The following is a 3,145-nucleotide window of genomic DNA, read 5'->3' as shown; positions in this document are numbered from 1 at the left end:
GAGGGACTGTCAACGCGCGGCGTTTCCAGTCCCATTGAGCCGCGGTGGTTACAGTTGGTGTGTTTGAGTTTAGTGGTAAGTGCGTTGTCAGCCCCTTAGGCGGGCGTTATAAGCAAGTTGAAGTTTGGGCTTTAAAGGAAAGTAAAAAATGGAAGTTGAATATTTTGTAAATCGCCCAATTACGCCAGAGCAGTTTGTGGATCTGCTCAATCAGACAACGCTTGGAGCTAGACGTCCAACCGATAATTACGAATGTATCAGTGGGATGTTGGAAAATGCGGATTTGCTTGTCTCAGCTTGGATTGGTGAGCGGCTTGTCGGCATTGCTCGTTCAGTGACAGATTTTCATTACTGCTGTTATCTATCGGATTTGGCTGTCTCGGAGCAGATCCAATCGAAAGGTATTGGCAAAGAATTGATCCGACAGACTTTCGTTAGTCTGAAAAAAGGTTGTAAGTTGATTTTGTTAGCAGCTCCACAAGCAACAAAATACTATCCAAAAATTGGTTTTAAGCAGCATAACAGCGCATGGCTAATGTCGGATTTAGAAGAGCTTCTGTAACGTTGGTATCTTGCTTATAACAAACGCCTCAAGAGGGACTGTCAACGCGCGGCGTTTCCAGTCCCATTGAGCCGCGGTGGTTGCAGTTGTTGTGTTTGAGTTTATTGGTAATGCGTTGTCAGCCCCTTAGGCGGGCGTTATACCTCTTTGTTTGCATTGTGGGCTGTTTTATAAAATTCAAAATCGCCAGAGAACCGAAATTAATTATTTGCGATGCATATACAATCAAAATGCATTATAGCTGGTGATATTGATTTAAATGTTTCTTTCGTTAGTGAGATAAAGTTCAAATAAATTTCTAATAGATCTGTATTTATTTGATGTATTATTGAGTAGACGTTTTTATTCGGCTGAGCTTAAAATAATATGGCGAACTACAAATTTAGAAAAAATGCAATTATTGGTAATTTAGATGCTGAAACAGATTCATTTTTAAGTGACTGCTTTTATGAGTCAGAAGTATTCAAAGGTATTGTCAATTTTGACCCAAGCAATGAAAATCCAGATTTTCCTAGAAGGGTTATTGTAGGTAGAACAGGAAGTGGTAAAACAGCCCTTTTGAAGCAAATTGTCACTCATGGTAATGTCAAAGTTCACGACACTATAGAAGCTGAAAATACAGTTTTTGAACACATTAATAATAATAGGTTTGTATCAGATCTTATAAGAAATGGTATAGACTTACGGGCATTTTATAAATCACTATGGTTGCATGTTTTACTTGTTAAAGTAATAAACCAACTATACCGTTCTTCTTACCAAAGTTTTTTTGATTTTATTGGTGATCTAGTTGGAAATCCCAAAAAACCGTATAAGCCAGATATTGCCAATGAATACTTGTTGGCATATAAGGACAATTTCTTTAATGATAATGTTGTTACTGAAATAACCGAAAAAATGCAACGAGAGTTATCAGGTAAAGCAAATTTTGAATTAGGTTCTGCTACTGGTAAATACAGTGATGAGTCGATGCAAAAAAGTGCAGCGAGAAACATCAAGTTATGTAAGTAGAGAACTCCTCAGAAAACAGAAAGAATTGATAAAAGTTATAAATGCTGAATTTTCTGGAGATCGTCAGCAGAATAGAATAATCATTAGTATTGATGATCTTGATAAGTCTTGGCTCAGTGCTAGTAACATTAGACATGACTTTATAAATGCATTGCTAGAAGCATTCAAAGAACTTTTAGATATAAAATCAGTTAAAATATTAATATCGATAAGAACTGATATTCTTATGGGTATATATCAAAATAATTTAAGACAAGATGAAAAAGATCAATCACTGATTTACGCTATTTCTTGGAATAAAAAAGAAATAAGAGAGATTTTAGATTTGCGTATTAATCAACTGATTAAAGATCAATATCAAGGTAGACAGAAAGTAACATTAGCCGATGTTTTCTATTTCCAAGTCGACGGTTGTAAAGCAGATGAATTTATCTTAGACAGGACAATGCTTCGGCCACGTGATGCCATAGATTTTGTAAACTCTTGTTTGGCGGAGTGCAATGGTGGGGTGGAATTAAACGAAGATATTGTTCTTGAAGCAGAAGAGAAATATTACGCAAAACGTAAAAGTGCGTTAGTTAAAGAATGGAAAAGTATATTTCCATATATTAAAGACTATCTTGATGCATTGTCATATATAACAGTAAATGAGTTTAATTGTTCTGAACTTGATCAAAATATAAAAGATAAGGTGTTAAATTACCTCCTTGACAGACCAAATCTTGATCCTGAAGATGAAAAGCATAATAACAGAATGGTAAGTATGGAAGAACTATTAAAAGTATGGTTTACAGTCGGTGTTATAGGGTTCAAGAAATCTAAAAGTTTGACAATTTATTCTTCTTTTGAAAAACAAGAACTTGATATTACAGACCTAAATAAAACTTTTAAAATACACCCTCTGTTTTATCGGAATTAGCCGAGGTATAACAAACGCTTCAAGAGGGACAGCCAGCGCATGGCATTTTTACTATGCGTTGGTTTTCGTTGTTACTGTGTTATGCGGAGAGTCAGTAGTGGCGTTGGCTGCCCCTTAAGCGGGCGTTAGGCCTAATTTTGATACGAATCACTTTAATCTGGTTGCATATGTGAGAGTATGCTCGCAGTTTTAATGCGATAACTGGATGTAAATATGAAAAAAGTATTGATTTTACTAGCAGTTTGTTTCGGTTTGGTTGGGACAGCTTTTGCACACTCTGGTGGTACGGACTCAAATGGTTGTCATACAAATCATAAGACAGGTGAGTACCACTGTCATAAGCGCAAGTGATTCAGCCAGCCACAATACTAATTTTAAGGTGTGATTCTTCACACCTTTTTTGTGTATGTGGCAATTTGATTGCTAGGTTGATGCATAAATGAATTGTCTATAAATGTAATATAAATACACAAATCTGAGTCTCCTTAAGCTCGGCCTAACAAACGCCTCAAGAGGGACTGTCAACGCGTGGCGTTTCTAGTCCCATTGAGTCGCGGTGGTTTTGGTTGTTGTGCTTGAGTTTAGTGTTATGCGTTGTCAGCCCCTTAGGCGGGCGTTAGGTGATATGGGCAAATATGGAAGAAACAGATTTT

4 protein-coding genes are annotated in these 3,145 nt (G+C 36.6%); all 4 read left to right on the top strand.

Going from position 1 to position 3,145, the window contains the following annotated elements:
- The first annotated feature begins 148 nt into the window (after window positions 1-148).
- The 4 genes from D908_RS03875 to D908_RS23050 all read left to right on the top strand — a co-directional run bounded on the left by D908_RS03875 (window position 149) and on the right by D908_RS23050 (window position 2,843).
- On the top strand, window positions 149-562 hold the full coding sequence (locus tag D908_RS03875) for a GNAT family N-acetyltransferase (protein WP_000451539.1): 414 nt from the start codon (window positions 149-151) through the stop codon (window positions 560-562).
- A gap of 366 nt (window positions 563-928) precedes the next feature.
- Window positions 929-1,573, top strand: a complete 645-nt coding sequence (locus tag D908_RS22420) for a hypothetical protein (protein WP_200860410.1) — start codon at window positions 929-931, stop codon at window positions 1,571-1,573.
- Complete coding sequence (locus D908_RS22415) at window positions 1,542-2,492, top strand: P-loop ATPase, Sll1717 family (RefSeq protein ID WP_200860409.1); 951 nt, start codon at window positions 1,542-1,544, stop codon at window positions 2,490-2,492. Before D908_RS22420 ends, D908_RS22415 begins: the two co-directional genes overlap by 32 nt.
- Window positions 2,493-2,705: 213 nt before the next feature.
- Window positions 2,706-2,843 carry a YHYH domain-containing protein gene (locus tag D908_RS23050; RefSeq protein ID WP_115236354.1) on the top strand — a complete coding sequence of 46 codons (138 nt, stop codon included), beginning with the start codon at window positions 2,706-2,708 and terminating at the stop codon, window positions 2,841-2,843.
- The last annotated feature ends 302 nt before the right edge of the window (window positions 2,844-3,145 follow it).

It is taken from the genome of Vibrio mimicus CAIM 602 (assembly GCF_000338875.1).
Taxonomy (GTDB): Bacteria; Pseudomonadota; Gammaproteobacteria; order Enterobacterales; family Vibrionaceae; genus Vibrio; species Vibrio mimicus.
This window is presented reverse-complemented; position numbering and strand designations above follow the sequence as displayed.

What these genes read in the sequence shown, in the direction of transcription:
- D908_RS23050 (WP_115236354.1), top strand. Translation starts at nt 2,706, where the DNA reads ATGAAAAAAGTATTGATTTTACTAGCAGTTTGTTTCGGTTTGGTTGGG.
- D908_RS22420 (WP_200860410.1), top strand. Translation starts at nt 929, where the DNA reads ATGGCGAACTACAAATTTAGAAAAAATGCAATTATTGGTAATTTAGAT.
- D908_RS03875 (WP_000451539.1), top strand. Translation starts at nt 149, where the DNA reads ATGGAAGTTGAATATTTTGTAAATCGCCCAATTACGCCAGAGCAGTTT.